17 protein-coding genes are annotated in these 20,885 nt (G+C 27.4%); 9 read left to right on the forward strand and 8 right to left on the reverse strand.

From position 1 onward, the window contains the following. Positions 1 to 33: 33 nt before the first annotated feature. Together APAC_RS00725 and APAC_RS00730 are read right to left on the reverse strand one after the other, a co-directional pair. Positions 34 to 855 (reverse strand): HDOD domain-containing protein, encoded by an 822-nt coding sequence (locus tag APAC_RS00725; protein ID WP_130232289.1) that lies wholly within the window; start codon positions 853 to 855, stop codon positions 34 to 36. 3 nt (positions 856 to 858) lie between these two features. Next, the gene (locus tag APAC_RS00730; RefSeq protein ID WP_130232290.1) at positions 859 to 3,315 is read right to left on the reverse strand and encodes a diguanylate cyclase domain-containing protein; all 2,457 of its coding nucleotides are present in this window, start codon (positions 3,313 to 3,315) and stop codon (positions 859 to 861) included. Positions 3,316 to 3,480: 165 nt separating this feature from the next. Here APAC_RS00730 and thiC point away from each other — a divergent pair, with 165 nt between their 5' ends. Both thiC and APAC_RS00740 read left to right on the forward strand, forming a co-directional pair. After that, positions 3,481 to 4,833, forward strand: a complete 1,353-nt coding sequence (gene thiC, locus APAC_RS00735) for a phosphomethylpyrimidine synthase ThiC (RefSeq protein ID WP_130232291.1) — start codon at positions 3,481 to 3,483, stop codon at positions 4,831 to 4,833. 66 nt (positions 4,834 to 4,899) lie between these two features. Further along, entirely contained in the window at positions 4,900 to 6,081 is a 1,182-nt protein-coding gene (locus APAC_RS00740) for an Mrp/NBP35 family ATP-binding protein (protein ID WP_130232292.1), read from the forward strand. A gap of 32 nt (positions 6,082 to 6,113) precedes the next feature. On the opposite strand, the gene APAC_RS00745 is transcribed toward APAC_RS00740, so the two are convergent. From APAC_RS00745 to APAC_RS00765, 5 genes are read right to left on the reverse strand one after another with little or no spacing between them, the layout of a single operon-like run. After that, positions 6,114 to 6,371 (reverse strand): hypothetical protein, encoded by a 258-nt coding sequence (locus APAC_RS00745; protein WP_130232293.1) that lies wholly within the window; start codon positions 6,369 to 6,371, stop codon positions 6,114 to 6,116. Positions 6,372 to 6,429: 58 nt separating this feature from the next. Next, positions 6,430 to 7,110 carry a bifunctional phosphoribosyl-AMP cyclohydrolase/phosphoribosyl-ATP diphosphatase HisIE gene (gene hisIE / locus APAC_RS00750; RefSeq protein WP_130232294.1) on the reverse strand — a complete coding sequence of 227 codons (681 nt, stop codon included), beginning with the start codon at positions 7,108 to 7,110 and terminating at the stop codon, positions 6,430 to 6,432. A gap of 8 nt (positions 7,111 to 7,118) precedes the next feature. Then, the gene (locus APAC_RS00755) at positions 7,119 to 7,382 is read right to left on the reverse strand and encodes a hypothetical protein (protein WP_130232295.1); all 264 of its coding nucleotides are present in this window, start codon (positions 7,380 to 7,382) and stop codon (positions 7,119 to 7,121) included. 39 nt (positions 7,383 to 7,421) lie between these two features. Beyond that, positions 7,422 to 8,507 (reverse strand): SPFH domain-containing protein, encoded by a 1,086-nt coding sequence (locus tag APAC_RS00760; RefSeq protein ID WP_130232296.1) that lies wholly within the window; start codon positions 8,505 to 8,507, stop codon positions 7,422 to 7,424. Between the two features lie 46 nt (positions 8,508 to 8,553). After that, a complete protein-coding gene (locus tag APAC_RS00765; protein ID WP_130232297.1) occupies positions 8,554 to 9,474 on the reverse strand; it encodes a branched-chain amino acid transaminase in 921 nt (306 codons plus the stop codon). A 140-nt stretch (positions 9,475 to 9,614) separates the two neighbouring features. On the opposite strand from APAC_RS00765, the gene APAC_RS00770 reads away from it, so the two are divergent. The 6 genes from APAC_RS00770 to APAC_RS00790 all read left to right on the forward strand — a co-directional run bounded on the left by APAC_RS00770 (position 9,615) and on the right by APAC_RS00790 (position 17,737). Further along, complete coding sequence (locus tag APAC_RS00770) at positions 9,615 to 10,319, forward strand: hypothetical protein (protein ID WP_130232298.1); 705 nt, start codon at positions 9,615 to 9,617, stop codon at positions 10,317 to 10,319. Positions 10,320 to 10,327: 8 nt separating this feature from the next. Further along, complete coding sequence (locus APAC_RS00775; RefSeq protein ID WP_130232299.1) at positions 10,328 to 10,927, forward strand: SAM-dependent methyltransferase; 600 nt, start codon at positions 10,328 to 10,330, stop codon at positions 10,925 to 10,927. 88 nt (positions 10,928 to 11,015) lie between these two features. Next, positions 11,016 to 14,495, forward strand: coding sequence for a methionine synthase (gene metH, locus APAC_RS00780; RefSeq protein WP_130232300.1), 3,480 nt, complete (start codon positions 11,016 to 11,018; stop codon positions 14,493 to 14,495). Between the two features lie 195 nt (positions 14,496 to 14,690). Continuing rightward, positions 14,691 to 15,851: a hypothetical protein gene (locus tag APAC_RS00785; protein ID WP_130232301.1), complete on the forward strand. Its 1,161-nt coding sequence runs from the start codon at positions 14,691 to 14,693 to the stop codon at positions 15,849 to 15,851. A 13-nt stretch (positions 15,852 to 15,864) separates the two neighbouring features. Next, positions 15,865 to 15,999 (forward strand): hypothetical protein, encoded by a 135-nt coding sequence (locus APAC_RS13420; protein WP_266095879.1) that lies wholly within the window; start codon positions 15,865 to 15,867, stop codon positions 15,997 to 15,999. Continuing rightward, a complete protein-coding gene (locus tag APAC_RS00790) occupies positions 15,986 to 17,737 on the forward strand; it encodes an SEL1-like repeat protein (protein WP_130232302.1) in 1,752 nt (583 codons plus the stop codon). The genes APAC_RS13420 and APAC_RS00790 overlap by 14 nt, the downstream gene beginning before the upstream one ends. Here APAC_RS00790 and APAC_RS00795 read toward each other — a convergent pair. After that, positions 17,730 to 20,171 (reverse strand): ABC transporter substrate-binding protein, encoded by a 2,442-nt coding sequence (locus APAC_RS00795; protein WP_130232303.1) that lies wholly within the window; start codon positions 20,169 to 20,171, stop codon positions 17,730 to 17,732. The genes APAC_RS00790 and APAC_RS00795 overlap by 8 nt on opposite strands. Before the next feature lie 214 nt (positions 20,172 to 20,385). On the opposite strand from APAC_RS00795, the gene APAC_RS00800 reads away from it, so the two are divergent. Further along, entirely contained in the window at positions 20,386 to 20,880 is a 495-nt protein-coding gene (locus APAC_RS00800; RefSeq protein ID WP_130232304.1) for a hypothetical protein, read from the forward strand. Positions 20,881 to 20,885: the final 5 nt, after the last annotated feature.

Here is a 20,885-nt window from a genome sequence, read left to right on the forward strand (position 1 = left end):
ACAAATTATATAGTAGCTACACTTATTATAAAGTTAAGAGTTTTGAGAAATTACTTCTTTAATAACATCAATAGAGTTTAAAAGATGTTCTATATCAAAACCGTATGATGATGCTTTAGTAACTGCAAGCTCAATATTTTTTTCATCAAGAGGTTTTCTTATATCACTTAAAATTTTAACTATTTCTAAGATTTGAGCATGTTTTTTAAATGATTCAGGACATTTATCTATTTCATCAACAAAAGCGATAGGGAATATGATTTTATGACTAAAAGACCAGTTTTTAAAGATATTTGCAGTAATTTTAGAACATGTAAATCCTGTAAACTCTTCTTCTACAATTGATGGATTATCACATTCATTAAGTCTTTGTAAAAACTCTTCTGTAAGTTTACTTTCTTGAATTGCATCTGATATTACATATTTACCTATTTGTTGTAAGAAAGCAGGTAAAAGTAGTTCATTTTTTAAATCAAAATCAACACTTGATATCCAGGTATTTATGATATTTGTTGCAAGGGAACTTGCAAATATAAAATCATCATTTGTTGTAGCATAAGCTAAAAGATTAGAATCAATTGTACTTTGGATTGATGAGCCAATAGCAATAGATATTGTAAAATTAATTCCTAATAGATTAATAGCTCTGCTTAATGTATCTATTTCACTTCTAAATCCAAACATACTAGAGTTTGCTACTCTTAATATAGTTGTAACCATTAAAGGGTCTTTATTTATAATAGTTAAAAGTTTATCTACGTCATAGTTTTCTAATTTTCTAAAATTTTCTAACTCTATTATACTATTTGGTAAAGGAGGTAGTGAGTTTATTTTTTCAACCAATATTTTTTTCATTTATTAATTATTCCTATTTGTTTCTTCCATAAAAATCTGATCAAGACTTTTTGCTGATGAGAATAGAATTCTTTCTTTTCTGTCTTCTGTATATGATATGTATGAGTTTACTTTAATATAATCACTTTCATATTTAATTACCATATCTTTAATTTTTTCTATAATCTCTTTATGTTTATTTCTATCACTTAGCAAAATAGCAATTCTGTGCCCATTTAACTTATAAATACCAGTTTGTTTTTTTGCTATATTTTTTATTTCATTAGATATTATTCTAAATATCTCTGTTCCTTTTTCAAATCCATAAATTGTATTAATTTTATCAAAAGATTTTATATATATTTCAATTAGACCTATTTTGTCTTCATTTGAATTTTTTATTGATTCTTTTAATTTATCAATATTATATAAGCCGCTTATGTAATCAATCATTTGTTTGTCATTTTGCTTTAGAGTTTTAAGAATGTTATTTATATTTATCATTAAAAAATTTCTATTATTATTCAGTATTGAGTTAAATTTCTCTTCATTGATTATAGGATAAATGAATCTTAAGGCATATGAATCATCAAGTTCTAAGTTATAATAGTTATAACCAATATCTTCAGGTTCTTCTTGCTCATTTTTCTTACCTAAAATAAAGACTTTACAAACTCCTCCAAATAAATAGTTTTGAATTATTAAATTTAACTTTTTATCAATATCTTTAAATTCCCATAGAGGATTATTTAATATTTCATTTGATAAATTAGATAAGTATTCATTTATTTGAAGTTTTAATTCAAGTTCTTCATTTTGTACATATTTTTTCAACATATTTTGAGAAAATTCAATTAAAGAATCTTTTTCATAAGAATTTTGATTTAGTTTTAATTCATTTATATAATATTTTCCTATATTAATTAAATACTCTTCATTAATTTTAAAATGTTTATATTCAAGGATACTTTTAGGGTTTGTATAATTATAAAGAAAATAGTTTTCATTAGCTTCTTTTATTGATAAGGAATCCTTTGAATAGTAAAGTGCTAATGATAAATAAACTTGTGAGTATAGCTCAAATAGATGAGATGCTGTTTTGTTTTCATCAATATATTTTTTTATTAAAATCAATAATTCATTTACTTCATAAGCTGCTTTTTGTTTTGTAAAATGATTAATTATTAAAATAAAAATTTTAAGTTTATAGTATTCGTAATAGTCATTATTTATTTTTTTAGATTTTGCTAAAATTTGACCTATATGTAAATATTTAAAATTTTCAATATCTTTACTATATTTTAGAACTAAATAAATAGTTTTGATATTTGTATTTAAAAAGTCTTTATCAGTAAAAATAAAATCACTTAATATTGTATTGTGATTTATAATTTTTGTAAAATCTTCATTAATTTTATATTCATAAACTAAAGAATCTAATAAACTTTTTTTAAAAGTCTCTAATGAATTTAGTTCATAATTATCATCAAGAGCATATTGAAAACTATCTCCATACAATTTTAAAATCTTTTTGAAAATATCAAGTTCTTTATACCTTTCAAAAGATATATTACTAATTTCTAATTTATTTATAAGATCTAATAAAATTAATGAACTATTGTTTTTAAATATATAAAACTCTTCATTTTCATGTTTATGATTTTTTTCTCTACCAAAATTACAGTTTTTTGATAAAGTATATCCATCTTGTAGTTTTTCCATTTGATGATATAGGTTTTTTAATATCTTTTCTATGTTTTTGTCTTCTAAATCAATTTTATTCTTTTCAAAAAAATAGTATAAGTGAGTACCCTGAATGTGATTTAATATTTCTAGTTTATCTTCACTTAACGGAGTGTTAAACTTTAAGATATTCATACTCTCTTGCATCAAATTCAAAAATGTACCTATGGTTTTTTTTCTTTCACTATCTGTAGAGTTTATAAAACATAATTGTGTTAATGCTTCAAGAAGTATTACATATGAATCAAATTTTACTTCAAATAAGGCTTCTTTTTCTTCTTTAAGTTTAATTAGATTGTTTTCAATGTCTCTTAATAAGCTAGATAAATCTTTGAAATTATAATCATTATAAGAATTAAAAATTTTAAAAGGTGTAGATATAGAGAATATTTTCATCATATTTGATATGTCTTTAAAAAAGTATGTTGAATCATTATTAGTAAGATTATTTAGTTTTCTTTTTAGATAGGAGTTTAATATTTTGATAAAAGTAAAATTATATTCAAATAATTCAATTAAATCTTTTTGAATATAAAGATCTTTTTTTGATAACTCATTTATATGATTGATTATAATAAGACTGCTTTTTTCAGCAGAGTTTATTAAATCATTATCTTCATCAAAAATTACATTTTTTTTTAAAACTAAGTTGATTTTTTTAAGGTCTTGTATCTCTTGGATATCTTCTTCATCGTAAAAAGAAAGTATCTTAGCATTCGCTTCTATCTCTTTTTTCATATTTAACCTCTTAGTTAGTTATCAAAATTATATAGAAAAGAAACTTATACATATAATAATATAAAATAAATTGCTTCACTTAAGCTTCTCTAAATATATTTAGATATAATCGATTTTACAGTTCAAATATATTATAAAATATTAAAAAAATTATAGGATTTTATTATGAGAAATTGGTTAGACAATCATAAAGACGACAAAGTTAGAACACAAATGTATTATGCAAAGCAAGGTATTATTACTCCAGATATGGAATACGTTGCGCAAGTTGAAAAAATAGATTCAGAACTAGTTAGATCTGAGATTGAAAGAGGAAGATTAATTATTCCTGCAAATGTTAATCACAAACATTTAAAGCCTATGGCAATTGGAATTGCTTCATCTTGTAAAATTAATGCAAATATTGGTTCTTCTGCACTTGCATCTGATGTTTCAAAAGAGGTTGAAAAAGTAGATGTATGTTTAAAATATGGTGCTGATACAATCATGGATTTAAGTACAGGTGGTGACTTAGATATGATTAGAAAGGCTGTAATTGAACACTCAACAGTTCCAATTGGTACAGTTCCAATTTACCAAATTTTACATGATGTAAAAGATAAAATTGAAGACTTGACAATTGAAAAAATGCTAGAAGTAATTGAAAGACAAGCACAACAAGGTGTTTCTTACTTTACAATTCACGCTGGATTCTTATTAGAATTTATGCCTCACGTTGCAAAAAGAAAAATGGGAATTGTTTCAAGAGGTGGTTCTTTAATGGCTGCATGGATGATGCACTACCATAAAGAAAATCCTTTCTATGAAGCATTTGATGATATTTTAGCAATTTGTAAAAAATATGATGTTTCTTTATCTTTAGGGGATTCATTAAGACCTGGATGTTTAGCAGATGCATCTGATGAAGCTCAATTAAGAGAGTTAAAAGTTCTTGGTGAATTAACTTTAAGAGCTTGGGAACAAGATGTTCAAGTTATGATTGAAGGACCTGGTCACGTTCCTTTAAATCAAATTGAAAGAAATATGAAGTTAGAAAAAGAGTATTGTCATGAAGCACCGTTCTATATTTTAGGACCATTAACTACTGATATTGCTGCTGGTTATGATCATATTTCTTCTGCTATTGGTGCGGCAGTTGGTGGATGGCATGGTGCTTCTATGTTATGTTATGTAACACCAAAAGAGCACTTAGGTTTACCAAATGCTGAAGATGTTAGAAATGGTATTATTGCATACAAAATCGCTGCACACTCTGCTGATATTGCAAGAGGAAGAAAAGGTGCAAGAGATATTGATGATGAAATGTCTGATGCTAGATATTCATTTGATTGGAATAAACAATTTGAACTGTGTTTAGACCCTGAGCGAGCAAAAGAATACCATGATGAAACACTTCCTCAAGATGTATTTAAAGAAGCAGAGTTCTGTTCAATGTGTGGACCAAAATTCTGTTCATATAAAATTACACAAAAGATTGTAAAAGATCATGGTCAAGAAATGGTAGATATTGCAGGTTAATTAAGACAAAAATTATCCTATTTAAATTATAATACCAAAAATGAATAGATTTTAAAGGAATTTTATATGGCAAATATTGAAGATATAAAAAAAGAGTTATCGAATATTAAATATCCAGGTTTTGCAAAATCAATTGTAGAGTTTGGATTTGTAAAAGATATTCAAGTAAATGGAAGTGAAGCTTCTATTTTACTTGATATTACTTCAAGTGCTCAAGAAGTTGAAGACCAATTAAGAAAAGAGATTGGTGCAGCTATGAGTTCAATTGGAGTAAATGCAACACTATCTTTTAATAAACCACAAGCTCCAAAACAACAAAGTAATTCTACAAGTGGACAAAATATGGCACCACAAATTAAGAAAGTTGTTATGGTTAGTTCTGGTAAAGGTGGAGTTGGGAAATCAACTACAACAGTTAACTTAGCAATAGCAACAGCAATGCAAGGTAAAAGGGTTGGTATCTTAGATGCAGACGTTTATGGTCCAAATATTCCTAGAATGATGGGATTAAATGGTCAAGAACCAGAAATTGTTGGAAATAAAGCTAAGCCATTAAATGCATATGGTGTTGATGTTATGTCAATGGGTGTTTTAATGGAAGAGGGGCAAGCTCTTATTTGGAGAGGTGCTATGATTATGAAAGCAATTCAACAATTATTAAGAGATATCTTATGGGAAGAGTTAGATGTACTTTTCATTGATATGCCTCCAGGAACTGGTGATGCTCAATTAACTTTAGCTCAAAGTGTTCCAGTTGCAGCAGGAATTAATGTAACTACTCCACAACATGTAGCACTTGATGATTCAAGAAGAAGTTTAGATATGTTTAAAAAACTTCATATTCCAATTGCTGGTATTGTTGAAAATATGAGTGGATTTATTTGTCCATCATGTAATACAGAATCAGATATCTTTGGAATGGGAACTTGTGAAGAGTTAGCAAGCCAATACAATACTCAAGTATTAGGTAACTTACCAATTGAACCAGCTATTAGAGAAGGTGGAGATTCAGGAAAACCTGTAACTTATTTCAATCCTGAATCTGTATCTGCAAAAAGATATATGATGGCTGCTGAAAAATTAATTAACTTTATTGATAACCAAGATGAAGTTTCAAATGAAGCAATTCAACCTACTATGCCTGCAGGTGTTAGTGCATGTTCTACTGAAGGACAAAGAATTAAAGCTGAGCAAGAAGCTGCTAAAAAAAGTGGTGGAAGCTGTGGAACTGGATGTGGTTGTCACTAAGAATTGAATAAAAAAGTAGTTTATCTACTTTTTTATCCACATTTAAACTGCTTTAAATAAATATCTTCAATTTTTTCTTTTACTAATTTTTCTTTCCAATTGTGTCTTTTACAAAAATCTGAAATTTCTCTCTCTTTTTCTTCATCAGAACAGAAATAGTAAAGCTTTTTAACAAATGGTTTAGGTATATTTATTATTGCTTTTTCAAAATAGTTTTCTTTACACTCTTTAGAACAAAAAACTTTTGAAATAGGTATTTTTTTAGAGCAGTATTGACATTGATTTGACATTATAACTCCTTTTTGAAATTATATCTTTAAGATATTAAATGCAACTTAGTTGCATATTTTATTTGCTTCTAGAATTTTTTTCTTCTATTCCTGACATTCCAAATCTTCTAGCTAATTCTTGTTTTACTCTATCTGGACTAATATTTTTTGAAGCAAGTGCGACTAAAACATGATATGTGATATCAGCTGCTTCATAAATAGCTTCATCTGTATCATTGTCTTTTATTGCAAATGTAAACTCTCCAGCTTCTTCAACAATTTTTTTAAGCATAGAGTTTTCATTTCCATTTAGTAGTTTTGAAGTATATGATTTAGATGGGTCATCATTTTTTCTTTCACAAATCGTGTGATATAAAGTATCAATTACACCGTAAGTTGCTGTTGTGTTTATTTGTACTTTAGATACCTCTTCATTGGTATTAAGGTTTGTAAAGAAACATGATTTTCTACCCGTATGGCAAGCAACACCTTCTTGATTTACTTTTAGTAGTAATGTGTCATTATCACAGTCAAGTAACATCTCTACAATTTCTTGAGTATGGTTAGAACTTTCTCCTTTTTTCCATATTCTTTGTTTTGTTCTACTAAAATAGTGGGCATAGTTTGTTTCAATTGTAAGCTCTAAAGCTTCTTTATTCATATATGCAAGCATTAAAACTTCATTTGTAGTTGCATCTTGAGTAATAACTGGAATTAATCCATCAACTTTTTCCCAATCAATTTTATTTAATTGTTCCATTATAATCCTTAAAATTTTGTTCCCATATCTAGTTTTAATTTATCTATAGATTTTTGTTCTTTATTAACATCTACATTAACATCTATATCAATATCTTTTTTTCTTCTTTTCTCTTCTATCTCTTTATACTCTTCAACCTTTTGTTCGTATCTCATATTTTCATCATAAGATGTTTGCGGTTCAAGTTTAAGTTTTAATTCTTTATTATCTAAGTTAGAAGCATTTAAAATAAAAGTAGTTGCTAATGTAGAAATTAAAATTATTGTTTTCATAATATTATTTAAAAAGAGTAGAAAATCTACTCTTTCTAATTATTGATTAATAGCCGATGTTTTAGACTTGTCTTTAGTATCAACCCAAATATTTGGAGTTGAACCACCAGGAGTTAAGAAGATTTTAGCATCTTTATTCTCTCTTAGTGCATCATTAAATTTACCTTGAATTTGAATTTGTTGCATTTCAAGTAATTTAGGCGTTAAAGATTGTGCAATCTCTTTGTTTGCAGCAGCTTGTGCTTTAGCTTCAATTGTTACTGCATCTGCTCTACCTTGAGCTTCAATTCTGTTTTTATCAGCCTCACCTTGTGCAAGTGCAGCTTTTTTCTCTGCTTCTTGTTTAGCTCTTTCAACTTCGTATCTAACTCTTTGAGCTTCTTGGTTTGCTATTTGAACTCTTTCGATTTGATCTTTTATTTTTTCTGGTAATACAATTTCTCTTAATTGAACAGACTCAACAGATACTGGTCTACCTTCAAGTGCTTCAATTTGAGTTCTAATACCATTTTCAATCATAGTAGCAATTTCATTTCTTCTTGTTGGTAACTCTTCTGCATTAAATCCACCAACAACATTTCTTACAATATTTCTAACCACTGGGTTTACAATTTTATCTTCCCATGAAAGACCCCATGTAGCAATAGTTGCAGGAGCACCAGCTGCTGTTAATCTGTATTGAACAGTTAATTCAATTGAAACTGGTAAACCTCTTGCATCAAGAATATTAATTGCAGGATTTAATTTAATACTTTGATCAAATCCTCCACTTGTTTCAACTGATGCATAGTTAATTAATCTTACTTTAGTATCTACAACTATAACTTTTTGGAATACTGGTAAATAGAAATGAAAACCAGGAGTTAAAGGCGTTTCACTATATTTACCTGTAGTTGATTTAATACCAACTTGTCCAGATTCAATAATTGTAAATGGCTTAAAGATAAATAAAGCGGCAATTATAATTATAATTACATATAAGAAACCTGCTTTTTTACCAAAGTTTTTGAAAAATTCAGGTGGCTCAAAAGGAGGTTGGTAGTTACCACCACCTCCATTATTATTTGAACCCCCACCGTTGTTACCTTGTTGTCTTTTTTTAAAATAGTCGTTATCTATTGGCATATTTTCCCTTATATAAAAGTTTAAAATTCGTTAATAATATAACAGATTAGTTAACGTATGTTAAATGCTTAATATATTTTTCATTTTTACCTTGAACTACATCAAAGTATGCTGATTGAATCTTTTCAGTAACAGGTCCTCTTGAACCACATCCGATAACTCTTGCATCTACATCTCTAATTGGTGTAATTTCAGCAGCAGTTCCTGTAAAGAATGCTTCATCAGCGATATAAATCTCTTCTCTAGTAATTCTTCTTCTAACTACTTCAATACCCATATCTTTTGCTAAGTCAATAACAGTGGCTTGAGTGATTGATTCAAGTGAGTTATCATTTGGAGGAGTGATTAATATACCATCTCTAACAATGAAGAAACAAGCACCAGAAGCTTCAGCTATATAACCTTGATCATCTCTTAATAATGCTTCGTCATATCCAGCTTCAACTGCTTCAAATTTTGCCATTTGAGAGTTTAAGTAGTTTGCAACTGCTTTTGCTTTACCCATACCTGAAGTATTTGGAGTTCTTGTCATTGATGAGATTTTAACTCTTACACCCTTTTTAAGACCTTCATCTCCTAAATATGCACCCCATTCCCAAGCTGCACAAGAAACTTTTACTGGAGCTTCTTTGTGATATAGTCCCATAACTCCATAACCTAAGTAAACTAAAGGTCTAATGTATGCACCATTAAATAATTCATTTTTTTGTAATAATTCTACTTGTGCTTGATTTAATTCTTCTTCAGAAAATGGAACATTCATTAAAGTCATTTTTGCAGATCTAATTAATCTTTGAGTATGCTCATGTAGTTTAAAAATAGCACATCTTCCATCAACTGTTTTATATGCTTTTGTACCTTCAATTGCACCATTTCCATAGTGTAGTGTATGACTTAAAACATGTACATTAGCTTCATGCCAATTTACAAATTCTCCATCCATCCATATGTATTTTGCTTCAGTCATTTTATAAAATCCTGTTTTTAAAAATTTTTAGAGATTATTTTATCTAACAAATCTTTAAAATACACATTAAATACTTATATTGTTCAATTAACTTGTTAGTTTGTTTATGATATATTTACAAAATTTTTTAGGGAACTTTTATGAGAAATAATATTTTTTTACTTACTATACTATCTATTTTTATTACTGGATGTACTGTCCAAACAAAAAATTTAAGTTCCGGTGATTTTAGTTTTATAAAAAAAGAAGAAAAAAAGTTTTATGAATTGAAAAGACCTGAAGTTTCACAAGATTTAAAAGAGTTTATTAAAAAAGTAGTTGTGGCTTTAAGTAATAAAGATTTACAAACTTTAAATACAAAATTTATAAATCCAAAAGTAGGCTTTTATAATCTAAGTAAAGTTGATGGAATTACAAGTTTTAGCCATCAAAAAGAGATTTATAATGTAATTGACAGTGAAGTTGAAGAGATTAGTGAATTAATGAATTATATCTCTAAAGATGCAATAAATTATGTAATAATCGAACAAGATTTGAAATTTAATTGTAGTCCAAATGATGATGCTTATTATGGTTGGAATGGCGAAGGTTTATATTTAAGCCCAATAACTAGTGATTATTTATCAAAAATGATTACAACATTAGATGAAAAACAAAAAACAAAATATAGTGAAGAAGAGATAAAAATAGCACAATTTGTAGAGGGTGAAAGTTATAAAATAATACTTACTCCTGATATAGTTTTTTATGTTAATAAAATTGATAAAAAATGGTATATAACACTTTTTGATAGAATTACAACTGATTGTAGTAGCCCAAAAGAAATAGAAAATAATACTAAGTAGGATAGCTTATGAGTCAACAAGAATTTTGGAATGGAAAATTTTCAAGAGATGGTTACCTATATGGTACTAAACCAAATGAGTTTTTAGCTTCAAAAAAAGATTTATTAAAAGCTAATTCAAAATTGCTTTGTTTAGGTGAAGGTGAAGGAAGAAATGCAATCTTTTTTGCTAAAAATGGCTTTGAAGTTACAGCCATGGATGCATCTGATATTGGTATTTCAAAACTTCATTTTAGAACACTTGAAGAGGGTGTTAGAATTGAGACAATTTGTATTGATTTGAATGATTGGATTGTGTCAGAAAAATTTGATGCAATAGTTACTTCATACTTACATATGTATAAAAATGAAAGAGAAACTTTATTTAAAAAAATTGAAGAATCATTAAATAAAGGTGGTTACTTTATTGGGGAATTTTTTTCAACAAAACAAATAAACTATAATAGTGGTGGTCCAAAAGATTTAGATTTACTTTATACTACAGAAGATTTTGAAAAACATTTTAGTAGTTGCTCTAAAACTATTAGTGAAGAAATTGTAACTTTAGATGAAGGGAAAGGTCATAAAGGCGAAGCTTGTGTTATAAGAGTTGTTATTAAGAAAAATTAGTTTAACAGCTTTTTAACTACTATTTAAATATACTATTTACTTAATAATTAATATCAAAAAGAATTTATAAATAAAATTAGAGAAAAGAATGCAAAAAACAATTAATGATTTAATAGAAAAAAAAGTTTTAATAATCGATGGAGCTATGGGAACACAGCTTCAATTAGCAGATATAAAACAAGAGCAATGGGAATATGAAGGAGCTGATTTAGAAGGTTGTAATGAACTTCTAAACTTAACTGCACCACATATTTTAGAGACTATTCACGATGCATATGCTAAAGCAGGGGCAGATTTAATTAGTACAAATACATTTGGTTCTATGCCATGGGTCTTAGATGAATATGAAATTCCTCAAACTTCTTATGAACTTTCAAAGTTAGGGGCCGAACTTGTAAAAAAGTCTTGTGACAAATATAGCACTCCTGACAAACCAAGATTTTGTTTAGGTTCAATTGGTCCTGGAACAAAATTACCATCATTAGGTCATATTACTTATGATGAAATGTATGATGGTTATAAAATCATGGCTCAAGGACTTGCTGATGGTGGTTGTGATATTTTCTTACTTGAAACATGTCAAGATCCATTACAAATTAAAGCAGCACTTCATGCACTAAATGATACGGCACCACACATTCCAATTATGGTATCAGTAACTATTGAGTTATCTGGAACAATGTTAATTGGAACTGATGCTATGGCAATTGCAGCTATTTTAAAACCATTTAATATTTTGTCACTTGGATTTAACTGTGGAACTGGGCCAAAACAAGTTCACAAGCATGTTAAAGCTTTAAGTGAAGTTTCTAAGTTTCCTATTTCAGTTCATGCAAATGCAGGACTTCCTCAAAATAGAGGAGGAAAAACTTATTATCCAATGGGACCTGATGAGTTTACTACGTTATCAAAAGAGTTCTTAGAGTTTAATGGTGTTAGTTTTTTAGGTGGTTGTTGTGGTACAACACCTGAACACATAGCTGTCCTTGCAAAAGATGTTGAAGGGATAGTTCCAAAAAAACCTAGTGGATTTTTAAAAGCTTCACTTTCTTCATTGTTTAATGTAGTACCTTTAAAACAAGAACCAGCACCTCTTTTAATTGGGGAGAGAAGTAACGCTACAGGTTCAAAGGCATTTAGAGAGCTATTAAAAGCAAATGATTATGAAGGAACACTAACTGTTGGTCAACAGCAAGTAAGAGCAGGGGCTCATGTGATTGACGTTTCTGTTGGGTTTGCAGGAAGAGATGAAAGAGCTGATATGGATGAAGTTGTAAAACTTTATTCTCAAAAGATTTCACTTCCACTTATGCCTGATTCTACTCAAACACCAGCCCTTGAAGCAGCACTTAAACAAATTGGTGGAAGATGTATTATCAACTCGGTTAACCTTGAAGATGGTGAAGAGAAATTTGATACAGTTTGTAAGTTAGCTAAGAAATTTGGGGCTGCGCTTGTTTGTTTAGTAATTGATGAAGTTGGAATGGCAAAATCATGTGAGCGAAAACTAGAAGTTGCAGAGAGAATCTATGATTTATGTGTAAATAGACATGGATTTGACCCAGCAGATTTAGTATTTGACATGCTTACATTTACTATAGGTTCAGGGGATGATGAGTATAGAACAGCTGGTATTGAAACACTTGAAGCTATTAGAGAGTTTCAAATAAGACATCCTGAAGTTGGTACGACTCTTGGACTTTCAAATATTTCATTTGGACTATCAACTAATGCAAGAATTTATCTAAATTCAATCTATTTAGACCATTGTGTAAAAGCTGGATTAACATCAGCTATTGTAAATGTTAAGCACATTTTACCACTAAATAAAATCAGTGAAGAAGATAAAAAAGCTTGTGATGATTTAATCTTTAATAACCAAGAAGATGGTGACCCATTATTTAAGTTTATTGAACACTTCTCAAATGTAGAAGCACAAGAAGAACAAAGTGATGAAGAGTATAACGCATTAGAGCCAATCGATAAAGTTAAAAAACTATTACTTGATGGTGATAAAGAAAGAATGCTTCCACTTGTTGAAGAGTTAAGACATACAGTTAATCCTGAAATCATTGTAAATAAGTGGCTAATTGATGGTATGAAAGTTATTGGTGATCTATTTGGTTCTGGTCAAATGCAGTTACCATTTGTACTTCAAAGTGCAGAGACTATGAAAGCTACTGTTGATGCATTAAATCCATATTTACCAAAAGAGGAAAAAGAGACTGATACGACATTAGTACTTGGAACTGTTAAAGGTGATGTTCATGATGTTGGTAAAAACTTAGTGGATATTATTTTATCAAATAATGGATTTAAAGTAGAAAATATAGGTATTAAAGCTGATTTATCTTCATTTATTGAAAAATTTGAAGAGAGTAAAGCAAGTGCCATTGGTATGAGTGGATTACTTGTAAAATCAACTGCTGTTATGAAAGAAAACCTTGAAGAGTTAGCAAAACAAGGAATTAAAGTACCTATTTTACTTGGAGGGGCTGCTTTAACAAAAAGTTTTGTTGATGATTATTGTAGAACTATTTATGAAGGGCCAATTTTTTATTGTAGAGATGCTTTTGATGGTGTAATTGCAATGCAAAGAATTGAAGAGGGTGATTCATATAATACTGCACTTCCAGCAGATTTAAAACCTATTATTGATAGTAGTGAAAGAGTTGAAAAAGAAGAAGTTGAAATTCCTCCTTATGAAGAGATTCCTATGCCAGAAGAGGCAAAATTTACTTTTCCTCCAATTTGGGATAGAGTAAGTTTAACAAGCGAAAAAATAGATAGTGAACTTGTATTTAAATGGATAAATCATAGAGTTTTATTTAGACAAAGATGGGGATATAAAAGAGGTAAGCAATCAAGTGAGGCTTTCTTAAAGTATGAGCAAGATGTAGTAGAACCTATGTATGAAGAGTTAAAAGCTGAATTGGTTGATAAAAATATTTTTGACCCAATTGCTATTTATGAGTATTACCCTTGTATGTCTTATGATAATAAGCTTTATATTTTTGATAAGAAGTATTTGTTTAACTCTGAAAAAGAAGCAAGAGAAAATAAACCAAGTTTAGATGAAGCTATAAAAGTACTTGAATTCCCAAGACAGAGAAGAAAACCATTTAGATGTATTGCTGATTATTTTGCAAGTGATAGATTAGATGTAGTTGGATTTACTCTTGCAAGTGCTGGGCTTAAAATCTCTGATTATGAAAGAGAGTTTTACAATGCAGGTGAGTTTAACAAATACTACCAAATTCATGGACTAGGAGTTGAATTAGCAGAAGCCTTAGCAGAGGTTTTACATAAGCAAATGAGACTTGATTTAGATATTGTTCCAAAAGAGGGGCATACTTTAAATGATGTTCAAATGAAACAATATGTAGGTTGTAGATATTCTCCAGGATATGCTGCTTGTCCAGACTTAGCTATGAATAGAGATATTTTTGATTTACTTGACCCAGAAAGATTTGGAATTGAATTAAGTGAAACATTCCAAATGCATCCAGAACAAACTACATGTGCCATCGTAGTACCTCACCACGAAGCTAAATATTACAATGTTTAAAATTTATAATTTGTAGCAAATTTGCTACAAATTATAAAATACTGATTTAATCCTACTTTTTTATTCAATAATTATATTTCTTACAAGTAAATCTAAAAATAATATGATATATAGAAAAATAATGTAACATAACCTAAACTAAAATTAAGAAAAATGAAATATAATTTCAATATACACTAAAAAACAAGGATTATTATGAAAAATAATATTTTTAAGAAGTTGGCATTTTCTTCGATGCTATGTGGTTCATTACTTGTAGCTGGAAATGTAAAAATTGCAACAGATGGGACAGGAGATTTTTTAACAGCACCATTTTATGAAGCAAAAAATGATGTTTGTAGTGAATTAAAAGTATTTAATACTAATGAATCAAGCTCAATTTTAGCAAAAGTTTCAATTAGAGAACAAATTAGTTCACAAGAGGTTGACTTCCCAATTTTCTTATCACCAGGAGATGTATGGGCAGGTACAATTTGTGAAGAGGGAGAAGGAAGAGTTGTATTAAGAAGTATTGATGATTCAAATCACCCTTCAATTGCTGAAGTATTAGCATCAGGAAAAGATTTAAATGCTCACAGTAGAAATGCAAAACACTTAGAAAATATTGATTTTTCAAGAGGTTATGTAGAGATTTATCCAATTGCACAATTTGACGAAGGAAGTACAAATAAAGTTCAAAAACCAGTTCTTCATAAAAGATGGGAACAATTAACAAATGGAAATTCAAGTGATTCAAAACTTAGAAAAAGTGGAGTTGATGAAGATAGTTTAAGTGGTGTTATATCATTTGTTACAGAGCAAAGAGAGACAGCATCAATTGCAATGGTAGCTTTTGAAAACACACATTCAAAACAAAGAACAGGTACTAGTATAGCTTACTCTGAAGATACTAGTCCAGAGTTATTATTAGGTCAAAGTGAAAAAGTACAAATCCTAAAATTATTACAAAATAGTACAACATCATTTGTTTATGATAATTTTGGTCAAGACCAATATGTATATTTAACTTTCCCATTTGGTTACACAGCAGATCAACAAAGAGAAGTTAAAGTAATTGTTAGAGATATGAGTGAAAATAAAGATACTCCAAAAGAGTTAATTTTTTCTCCAAGACCAGCTTCAAATAAATATGTGATTAATAATGAATTAGTTGTAATTCCTGTTAGTGAACTAATAGCAACAACACAAAACTCTTCAAACTATGAAAAAGGAATGATTCAATTAAAAGGAATTAAAAATGTTTCAAATCATCAATTAGGTGCAGGTGAAACTGCTTCATTTATTCCATCTGTTGTTTCAACAATGACTGGGTCTAGTACATTTATTAATACTGTTGTAAAAGCAGCGGTTAAATAATATAGGAATGAAGATGAAAATTTTAATTAAAACTCTTCCTTTTTGTTTTGCATTAGCATTTAGTGCTTGTACTGTAAAAGATACAACAACTTACGGTGTAAAACCTAACTTAGCACATAGTAAAGTAATTGCTGTTGAATCAAAATAATTTATTTAAAATAAGTATAAGAATATTTCTTGTACTTATTTTATTTCCTACTTTTACTTTTGCTTATTATCATAGTGTTATAAACCCAAAAAAACTAAATGTATCTTATGGCTTTGAAAAGGGAAACTATAAGATTCATTTAAAAGAAACTAATTATCTATCATTTAAAAGTGCTACGGGATTTTCCTTTTATCTTCCAAGTTATGTTACAGATTTTAGAATAGAGTTTTTAAGAAGTAGTTCTAAAGGATTAATTTATGGGGCATTGGGAAGAAGTAGAAATGTTGATTTCACAAATGTAATAAAACCATCACTTGATAATTTAGATTATTTTCAAACTAATCCAAAAGATAATAAAAAACAGTTAAACCATCTAAATAATGGTCAAAAAATCTACTATGATGCTAGGACATCTTTAGTTTTTGAAGCTAATAATTTAAGTTCAAATAGATACTTAAATCGAAGCTATTTTTTTACTTTTGATAAAACAAAAGATGCTAAGGCTTTAAAAAATCTTGCATATTCATACTATTTAATTTTAGATAAATCAAAAGTTGATAGTTATGTAAAAAGAAATTTTCAAATACTAGATTATGAAAAAAAAGAGTTTCAATTACTTCACACATATTTAAACAATCTATTAAATAAGAGAAATATTAAGAAAGAAAGTATTAAAAAAGAGAAAAAAGTTGCTGTTATAAAAACAAAACCTAAAAAGGTAGTTCCTGCTAAAAAACAAATATATTTAAATCGAACAAAAATTGTTTTTATGAAAGAGTTTGAATATAAAAAATTTCAGTTTAAAATAAATAATGACACATCAAAAATAGAAATTAAAAAACAGCTAGATGAACTTTATAAAAAAATTACTCACCTTAAAAATGCCCATGAAAAAAGAGTTTTAAATATCAATTATGAAAAAGACTTTAGAGTTTTAAATGCGATTGAGAGTCTAAAAGAGGAGTTGATTTTAGTATCAAGATTATTAGAAGATTTTAATTTTGTTGATTCAAGAATTGATTATACTTTAAATTATGATTTATATAAAAAAATCTATGAATCAATAGGTGTTCATAAATCTAATATAGACTCTTTATTAAGCTTTTTACCCAAAGAAAAACTAGTTACTTATAACCAAAGTGATTTAAATCTTATTGACTATAATTTCACAAAAAATAGTTTGGAAAATATAATAAAACTTGTTGAAACTACTAAAGAAGAAAATAGTGATTTTTCTATGAATTGTTATAATAATTTAGAAAAATTTAATGAAAAATGTATGAATTATAAAGGCTATTATGATAACTTTATTCAAAGTAATATAAATAATCTTAAAATACCTAAAAAAGAGTTTTTATTAAAATATTCTGATTCTAAAATATTAAATAATATTGCAGTTTACTATTATAAAAATTTAGATTTAGAATTGTCTGAGTTTTATTTATTAGAAGCTTTAAAAAAAGCAAAAACTGAATCTGTAAAAGAGCTGATAAATTTTAATATGGGTATCTTAAATTTATTTATAAATAGTGATAAATCAAAAATATTAGCTGTTAAATATTTTGAAAAAACAAAATTAAAAGAGGCTTACTATAATTTAGGGATTAGTTATTATAATGGTTTTGGAGTAAGAGAAAATGATAAAAAAGCATTTAATTACTTTAAAAAAGCAAGTGATATGAATTTAAATATTGCAAAAGAAAACTATGAAAAAATGCTAAAAATGGGTTTTAAATAGGTATTTCAAGTGTGAATTTTGCTCCATATAACTGTTTGTTTTCAAATGTAAATGACTCATTGGTAGCTTCTATAGATCCTTTTAAATGGTTTTCTATAAGCTGCTTAGTCATATATAAACCTATTCCAGTACCTTTATATTGATGTTTTGTTGTAAAGTATGGTTCAAAGATTTTGTCTAGAATCTCTTTTTTTATACCATTAGCACTATCTATAATCTCAATTACTAAATTATCTTTGTCTTTAAATACATTTATTAATATATATTTATCTTTTTCTTTTAAGAGTAAAGCATCTTTTGCATTTATAAGTATGTTCATTATAGATTGAATTAGTTCATTTTCTAAACTTATGATTTCCAAGTTTTTATCTATGTTTTTAATAAAAACTATGTTGTAATTAATGATTTTAGATCCAAGTAAATCAATACATTTATTTATCATATTATGTATATTAATTGATTTTTTTTCTTTATTTTCATTAAAATATGTTCTAAAATCATCAATTGTATCACTTAAATATTGAGTTGAGTTTTTAATATGTAAAATAGCCTCTTTAAACTCTTCATCACTTAGGGTATTTAGTTCTTTTTTTAACTCTAGTCCAGATGCTGCAACTGATATTACAGATAAAGGTTGTCTCCATTGATGTGCAATATTTTCTAACATTTCACCCATAGAAGCCATTCTAGATTGTTTAATTAGTATTTTATTTTTTTCTTCATTTTTCTGTATTTCTAATGCAACTTTCTTGTTTAGCTCATTATTTAATCTTTTTAATAAATACTGTCTATAAAAAAGAAAAGATAAAAAAGAAAAGATTATTAATATATATAAAATCCTATAATCAAACTCTTTATTAAAGTTTACAGAGATCCATTTATTTAATATTTTCTGTAATTCATTATCATTTATTGAGTCTATAGCTTTAGAAAAAATTGAATTTAACAATGGTTCATCATTTCTTGTTCCAATTCCTAAATTCCAAGTATCATTTAGTTTTGCTGTAATTTTAAGTTGCCCTATATAATCTTTTTGTATATGAAAACCAACTGTTGCTATTGTCCCAATAAATCCAAATGCATTACCGTTTAAAACTTTTTCTAAGCCTTCAGTAATATTTTCAACTTCAATAAAATTAATAGTTGGATATTTTATTTTAAGGATTTCTCCATATGCATAACCTTTTACTATAGCTAGTCTTTTATCTTTTACTTGCTCTAATTTATCAATAAAGGGTTGATTAATATCTGTTGCTATAACTAAGGGTATGTGCAAATAAGGTTTTGTAAAATCAAGGTATTTCTCTCTTTTAGGCGTAGACATAACTAATGAAAAAGCATCACACTCTCTATTTTGACCAAGTTTTAGACTTTCACTCCAGCTTTTAGTAACGATAGGTTCAATTGGAATAGCAAGCTTTTTTTCTAAAAGTTTAAAATAATCAGCAGTGATTCCAATATGTTTACCTTTTTTAAAACTTTCAAAAGGCATCCACATTGGATCAATACAAAGTTTGATTTTCTTTTTTTGTTTTAAATATATTAATTCAGAGTTTGTTAGATTTAAATTATTTAAATGATTAGAATATACTAGTTCATTAAATTTTATATCTTTATCTAGTAAACCCATAACTTTATAAGTATTAATAATTAAATTAATCCTTTCAGGAGTAATTGTTCCTATTCTTCCTTTTTCATCATAAACTAATTTTTTCATTTCATTAGCTTCAAAAATTAAGCTTTCTAAACTTTTATTTTGTGGATTATATTTTTCATAAATTAATTTTGCAACTTCATTTATATTATTAAATGCATATTCCCAGCCTTTAATAGTTGCTTGATAAAAATCAGAAACTAATTTAGGATCTTTATTAACAAGCTCACTTCTTGTGAAAATTAATTCTTCATAGAAGTCAAACCCATAATCTTTAGGATTAAAGATTTTTGTTTTATAGCCTTTTTCTTTTAATAAAAAAGGTTCATTTGTAGTATAAGCTAACATCAAATCAGTTTTTTTATTGATTAAATCATTTACATCAAAGCTATGAGGAAGTATATTTATATCATCTAACCCAACACCTTTGCTTGTGAGCATAGATTGTAAAGTAGCAAATCGTTCCTGCTCTTTTGTAATCATTAATTTTTTATTTTTAAAATCTTGAATGTAATTTATATTTGCGTTTTCAAGAGCTATTAAAACCAAAGGAGAAGATTGAAAAATTGAGCCAAGGATTACAATATCTTTCCCATTAGCTTTTTCTATAAGTAATGAAGTTGAGTTTGTACCAAAATCAGCATTGCCATTTAGTACCTCATTAGTTACTATTGTATCTGAAGTGAATTTTTTTAGTTCTACTTCTAGATTAAAATCTTTATAGAAACCTTTTTCCTTTGCAACATAAAATCCTGCAAATTCAAATTGGTCAAGCCACATTAATTGTACAGAGGTTTTCCTAATTTCAGAAGAATGTACAAAGGATATAAAAACAATTAATAAGAGAAGTTTAGTAATATAATTTTTTATTTTTAATCCTTAAATAATCTTAATTATAGTTTATATATTTTCTTATTAATTTATGATTTAATTAACGCAGTTTTACAAAAAAGTAAGATAAAATGTCAACTATAATAATTTTTAGGAAAAATTCATGTCTAAAGAAAAAACATTAAAAAAAAAGATTTTAGATTATATTTATACAACATCGAAACAACCAATACTTTTAAAAGATTTACTTGTTGCAAATAGGCAGTATAATGAAGGTATGCATGTAGAACCTGCAAGACTTGGATTTAGATTAAAGTTAGGAAGAGCATATTTAGTTTATATTCTTTTAGTTTTATCTGTATTAGTTCCTATCTCATTATTAACTCATAAGCCTTTAGCTATTATTGACCCTCATATTTCTATATTAGGTGCGATGATTATAACTGCAATTATATTTATAGGGTTTAATTTTTTTAGGTCATACATGAGAGATTCAATTACTAAAGAATTGATTAAAAAATCATGGATATTACATTTTCCGTATTTTTCTTACGAAGAGTATTCAAAAAAAATTGATGAAATCTTTGAAAATGCTATGAAAGATGAAATAAATAAAAGAGATTTAGAAAGATATATTTTAGATAATTTATCTAAATAGAGTTG

Source organism: Malaciobacter pacificus (genome assembly GCF_004214795.1).
In the GTDB taxonomy this organism is placed as follows: Bacteria; Campylobacterota; Campylobacteria; order Campylobacterales; family Arcobacteraceae; genus Malaciobacter_A; species Malaciobacter_A pacificus.

Excerpts from the sequence above, each read along its gene's own strand:
- APAC_RS00725 (WP_130232289.1), bottom strand. The coding sequence starts at position 855 with ATGAAAAAAATATTGGTTGAAAAAATAAACTCACTACCTCCTTTACCA.
- APAC_RS00730 (WP_130232290.1), bottom strand. The coding sequence starts at position 3,315 with ATGAAAAAAGAGATAGAAGCGAATGCTAAGATACTTTCTTTTTACGAT.
- thiC (WP_130232291.1), top strand. The coding sequence starts at position 3,481 with ATGAGAAATTGGTTAGACAATCATAAAGACGACAAAGTTAGAACACAA.
- APAC_RS00740 (WP_130232292.1), top strand. The coding sequence starts at position 4,900 with ATGGCAAATATTGAAGATATAAAAAAAGAGTTATCGAATATTAAATAT.
- APAC_RS00745 (WP_130232293.1), bottom strand. The coding sequence starts at position 6,371 with ATGTCAAATCAATGTCAATACTGCTCTAAAAAAATACCTATTTCAAAA.
- hisIE (WP_130232294.1), bottom strand. The coding sequence starts at position 7,110 with ATGGAACAATTAAATAAAATTGATTGGGAAAAAGTTGATGGATTAATT.
- APAC_RS00755 (WP_130232295.1), bottom strand. The coding sequence starts at position 7,382 with ATGAAAACAATAATTTTAATTTCTACATTAGCAACTACTTTTATTTTA.
- APAC_RS00760 (WP_130232296.1), bottom strand. The coding sequence starts at position 8,507 with ATGCCAATAGATAACGACTATTTTAAAAAAAGACAACAAGGTAACAAC.
- APAC_RS00765 (WP_130232297.1), bottom strand. The coding sequence starts at position 9,474 with ATGACTGAAGCAAAATACATATGGATGGATGGAGAATTTGTAAATTGG.
- APAC_RS00770 (WP_130232298.1), top strand. The coding sequence starts at position 9,615 with ATGAGAAATAATATTTTTTTACTTACTATACTATCTATTTTTATTACT.
- APAC_RS00775 (WP_130232299.1), top strand. The coding sequence starts at position 10,328 with ATGAGTCAACAAGAATTTTGGAATGGAAAATTTTCAAGAGATGGTTAC.
- metH (WP_130232300.1), top strand. The coding sequence starts at position 11,016 with ATGCAAAAAACAATTAATGATTTAATAGAAAAAAAAGTTTTAATAATC.
- APAC_RS00785 (WP_130232301.1), top strand. The coding sequence starts at position 14,691 with ATGAAAAATAATATTTTTAAGAAGTTGGCATTTTCTTCGATGCTATGT.
- APAC_RS13420 (WP_266095879.1), top strand. The coding sequence starts at position 15,865 with ATGAAAATTTTAATTAAAACTCTTCCTTTTTGTTTTGCATTAGCATTT.
- APAC_RS00795 (WP_130232303.1), bottom strand. The coding sequence starts at position 20,171 with ATGTGGCTTGACCAATTTGAATTTGCAGGATTTTATGTTGCAAAGGAA.
- APAC_RS00800 (WP_130232304.1), top strand. The coding sequence starts at position 20,386 with ATGTCTAAAGAAAAAACATTAAAAAAAAAGATTTTAGATTATATTTAT.